Origin of the sequence: Nocardioides pocheonensis (genome assembly GCF_003725535.1) — a bacterium.
GTDB classification, from domain to species: Bacteria; Actinomycetota; Actinomycetes; order Propionibacteriales; family Nocardioidaceae; genus Marmoricola; species Marmoricola pocheonensis.
This window is the reverse complement of the sequence record NZ_RJSF01000045.1, coordinates 1-4,500: the sequence shown is the minus strand read 5'-3', so window position 1 is coordinate 4,500 and position 4,500 is coordinate 1. Positions and strand designations below refer to the sequence as shown.

General features: G+C 65.8%; 3 protein-coding genes. All 3 read left to right on the top strand.

Features of this window, described 5'->3' with window-relative positions:
• Positions 1-583: 583 nt before the first annotated feature.
• The 3 genes from EFL26_RS19575 (at position 584) to EFL26_RS19565 (ending at position 3,530) form a co-directional block, all read left to right on the top strand.
• On the top strand, positions 584-907 hold the full coding sequence (locus EFL26_RS19575; protein WP_123224610.1) for a hypothetical protein: 324 nt from the start codon (positions 584-586) through the stop codon (positions 905-907).
• Positions 908-1,555: 648 nt separating this feature from the next.
• Complete coding sequence (locus EFL26_RS19570) at positions 1,556-2,326, top strand: GAF and ANTAR domain-containing protein (RefSeq protein ID WP_123224609.1); 771 nt, start codon at positions 1,556-1,558, stop codon at positions 2,324-2,326.
• A gap of 538 nt (positions 2,327-2,864) precedes the next feature.
• Complete coding sequence (locus EFL26_RS19565) at positions 2,865-3,530, top strand: hypothetical protein (protein WP_123224608.1); 666 nt, start codon at positions 2,865-2,867, stop codon at positions 3,528-3,530.
• Positions 3,531-4,500 lie beyond the last annotated feature (970 nt).

Genomic DNA, 4,500 nt, shown 5'->3' with positions numbered 1-4,500 from the left:
GCCGCCCTCGAGGCCGAGGTGGCACAGTTGGAACAGCTCGAGCAGGAGAACCGGGACCGGATCCGTACCTACCTGACCGACCAGCTCGCCCAGATCACATCGACTCCTGACCCGGACGCTGGAAGCACGTCGACCGGGTGATCATCACGACCCGCGTGCCCCATCCGCTGACGCGAGGGTCGACATATGAGGTTGCCGAACCGATGCTTCGCGCACGGGGAACCTATCGAGAGCCGTCGTCTCGCTTGGCCGACTCACCCACTCCGTACGTTGTGCTCGACCGCGCCCGTGGCGCTGAGTCCTGACACTCAGTGTGAGAGATCAGTCGACCAACGTCGTCGAGTCAGGCTTCACGCACCTTCGCTGCAGAGTGGCTGTCGCAGGCAGGGGCTCGGCTGTCGAGAGCTGGTAGCCGGCATCTGGTGCCGCAACGGTCACGTCGGCTGTTCAGCGGGGCGCGGCCGCGGTCATGTCGTGTCGCGCAGCGCGCTCACGCCCCGGCCTCCTCGAGTCAGTACGTTTCGGGCGCCCCGGTTCTGGGCATGTAGTGCCTGAGGGATGAGACCCATTCTCGGGGGTGTCTATGCGGTCAGAGACGTCGAAAGATCCTCAATGGGATCGGGTTATCGAGATCGCCTCGAAGTTGTGGATCGACGGCCAGTACATCGCCGAAATCGATCCTTCGCCGGCGCAACGCTTCGTCGACCTCCAGTGGGCCGCCCACCAGGCGGGGCGTGTCCTCGGCGGCCGTGCTCGAGTGCGCGTGGGGCCGTCTCGTGGGCCTGCTGATCCCACGGTCACGTTGACCGTGACCTACGTCGACCCGGACGGGCGGAGTCTTCAGCGCGCGGAGGAAGGCTTGGAGAAGCTCATGCGCACGGTGCTCGCTGAGCAAAACGACCGTTGACGCGCCGCGGTTCTGGTTCACCGATCCGAACTGACAAGCAACGCACCGCCCGCGCTACGACGCGGACTCGGAGTGCAACACCGAGCGGCTCAAAGGGGCTCCGCCAGGCGCTCCTTCTGACCGCAAGGCGGCTTGCGGGCGTGTTCGTCACGATCACAACTCCGCAACCCCGAGGCAGCGCTGAGTTGCCCTGATCGGCGAGCACCCTGCGGTGCAACCTCTCCAGGCCCTTCGGCCCCCTCGTCTCTATTGCTCCTTGTCGCTGGCGCGGGTCTTCGTCCCCCGATCGCGGGCCCGCGCCAACGACATGGCATGTGCACAAGCGCGACGCGCCGTGGAGAGGATCAGGGCGGATTACTGGCTGCGTGAGAGCCAATGGCATTCCCGACCCCGGTCACTTCACGGAGCGATGCTGGCGGACCTCGGTTTGGGGCTGGGACGTGGTCCGTCTGCAGGCGCCTATCCACACCTGAATGAAACGTTAGCCCCTGGCCCCTCCGATTGCCATGGCCAAGGCGATCCGTTGTGCGAACGTCGGGCTTAGGCTCTAGGTACTGAGGGTTCCCAGTGTGTCGCCATACGCCGCGGCATCGCCTTTGGCGCACACCATCGCGCCCCGACCTGTCGGCGCAGTCTGGACCCGAAACGATGGACGAGATCTCCGGCGCGTCTCCGACGCCAGAAGGCCCGCAGCCTCTCGACCTGTCCGCGGCCTACGCCGAGCTCCAGAACCTGATCCTCGACGGCCCCGACGTCACTGAGTTCCTGCACCAGCTCTCCGTGCTGGCTGCGGCCATCGTGCCGGGCGCGCACTGCGGGATCACCCTGCGCCGCGATGGCCAGCTGACCACCGTGGCCAGCAGCGACGAGGTCGCGATGCGCATGGACGAGCTTCAGTACGTGCACGGCCGCGGGCCGTGTCTGGAAGCGATCCATCTGGGAACACGCATCGAAGTACCCGACATGTCCACCGAGAGCCGGTGGGGCGACTACCCCGGATACGCGCTGTCCAACGGCGTCCACAGTGTCTTCTCCCTGCCTTTGACGTTCGACGGCCACACCCGCGGCGCACTGAACCTGTTCGCCACCGCGACGCACGGCTTCACCGACCCCGACATCACCCACGCCGAAGCCTTCACCGCCCAGGCCGTCACAGCCCTGACCATCCTGCTGCGCCACGCCAGCCACATCGTCCTCGACGACGAGCTGCACGAAGCACTGACCACCCGCGCCGTGATCGATCAAGCCCTCGGCATCTTGATGGTCACCCGCAAGATCGGCGCCCACGAGGCATTCGAGATCCTGCGCCACGCCTCCCAGAACTCCAACCGCAAGGTCAGCACCGTCGCCGCCGAGCTCATCGAAACCATGACCGGCCACCCACCCGAACCACCCCGACCCCTCGCCCAACGTCCCTGACCTACGCCCAGAACGGCTGAGTTCGAACTTGGGGGCCGCGCCGTGGAGACAACCGGGGATTGTGGGACCAAACGCCTTCGCGTTCGACCAGTGCGTGCAGCTTCTCCAACTATCCAGTGCAGGAGGTGCACACCGATCCGGTCGCGTTCACCCTGGGTGCTCGGATTGGATATGCAGCGTTCCCGGTTACGGAGGCGTCAGCGGCCACGGGCGGCTGACCTTCTGGTGATCGCGTTTGACCTTGGGTTTCGCGAATGCGCGGCACTAGACGGCACCCGGCACCAGCGCTGGGCATACCAAAGTCCACGCGGAGTAGTGCACGTGATGTGATCACCGTCACACCACACATACGATACTACTTCCCGGTAACGATTCTCGATTTCACTAGCATTTGGCGCGAATCGGTTCAGTCCGGGTGACTCGCGACCCATCTCCCTTGGTCTGCGAATTCAACGCCGAATTGCACCGGTTTCCTCGGGTCTCAGTTTCTGCGGGCCCCCCGCGGAGGGGCTCGGTGGCGGAACCTTGGGGAGGGGTCGTGGCAGTCGCGAAGACGGCACAGGAGGAGTTCCTGGCCCTCAGCGACGTCCTCAAGCGATGCCGCGGGCAGGAGTTCGAGGAGCATTCGCACCCGGCGGTGCTGCTCGACCGGGCGACGAGTCCATCGGTACGCGTGTGGGGATGGTGGGCCAGCTCTGAGCGGAAGTTGCCGTGTCTGCTCTGGTGCAGTGAGCGCGGGTGGTTTGCGACGGTCGTGGAGCCTGATGAGATTGGCGCCCCCGGCTATGAACTCGCGTTCTGGTCGCACCGCGTGAGGTTGCTCGATCTCGCGTTCGCGAACGCGCTGGGTCCGCACCCGACGTTGGGTGTGCTCGAACTGCATGTTGCTGCGGACTCCACCGTGGTCCTGGGCCCGTACGGGTCGGCGGTCAGGGAGGCGCTTTTGTGGGGGATCCTGCAGCTACGGGCCGCTCGGCGAGGTAGTCGACGGCGCAAGATGGTCGCTTCGAGCGACCAGGCGGCGTCGCTGGAGGGCGCGAGCAGGGTCGATGAGGAGCTGGCTCAACACGCGCTGGTCCCCTGGCTCGTCAAGAGGCGCAGCCCTTCCGAAGTTCGACCCACCTCGAAGGATCCCGCGGTCGATGCATTGGTCCGGGCTCTGTCGGAGGTTCGCTTGACTGGGAAGCTGACCAGCTTCGAATGAACTCGCGCTGACGCAGCGATGCACACCAACGCCGGTAGTCACCACGGCTTCCCTCTCGGGCGCGAAAGGTGAGTTGATGCGAGAGCCCCATTCGGAAGAGGCGATCGCGAGAGGGGTAGCTGAGCACGGCGCCTACCGGTTCGCCGTCAACGAGCCGGACGAGCAATGCGTGGTTGACATCCGCTGGGCCGCCCTCAAGGCTGGCCGTCTCCTGGGCGTCCGACTTCAGGTGCAGATGTCGTTCGAGGAGCCTCTTCGAGTTCACGTCGTAATCTCAGGGGCGCCGCGCAGCGACGGGTGACAAACGGGTTCCAGGTCGCCGCCACGCAGGTGTGCGTGTGGCGGGCGGCGACCCAGTCCCCCGAGTCCCGTCGAGCCTTGCCGACGGAGAACCGGCGCGGGCGGGAGACCGCTCAAGCGACGCGCTCGGGGGGAGCGGGGTGCCGCCAGAGGGGAGCGGAAAAGGTGACCCGCGCCGGTTCGAAGAGAAACCTAGAGAACCGAGACTGATTACCGTTCAGTAGTATCGGAATGTGAGAGCAAACGGGCCCTGTCGGAGCCAAGTGAGGACGTAGGTCCTAAGTCGCACCCTTGGTTGCGGCGGGCTCCCTATCCCAGCTTGCCTGCCGGTTCCTGGGCGAGCGCCCGACGCTCCGTTACGGCTGGCAAGGTCCGTGGGCTCGACTCACCGATCAAGGGTCAGGGGAGAGGGATCTCCGCGACATTGCCCTTGAGGTCCGGCTAACGACCAGGGTCCCGAGGCGGCCGGTCCCGATGTCGCGCGGCTGTGCCCGGAGCCGGAGGTCCGGGGAGGTGGTCGGCCCTTTGACGACTACTTCCGCCGAGTGAGACCCGCGAGGATTTGTACCGCACTGCGCGCTTTTGGTGTGGCTCGGCGCACGGGCGGGCCGGCTGCGATCCAACGTCGTGTGTCCGTGGCCATGAAAAAGTCCCCACTGGTGGCCAGGTC

What these genes read in the sequence shown, in the direction of transcription:
- EFL26_RS19575 (WP_123224610.1), top strand. Translation starts at nt 584, where the DNA reads ATGCGGTCAGAGACGTCGAAAGATCCTCAATGGGATCGGGTTATCGAG.
- EFL26_RS19570 (WP_123224609.1), top strand. Translation starts at nt 1,556, where the DNA reads ATGGACGAGATCTCCGGCGCGTCTCCGACGCCAGAAGGCCCGCAGCCT.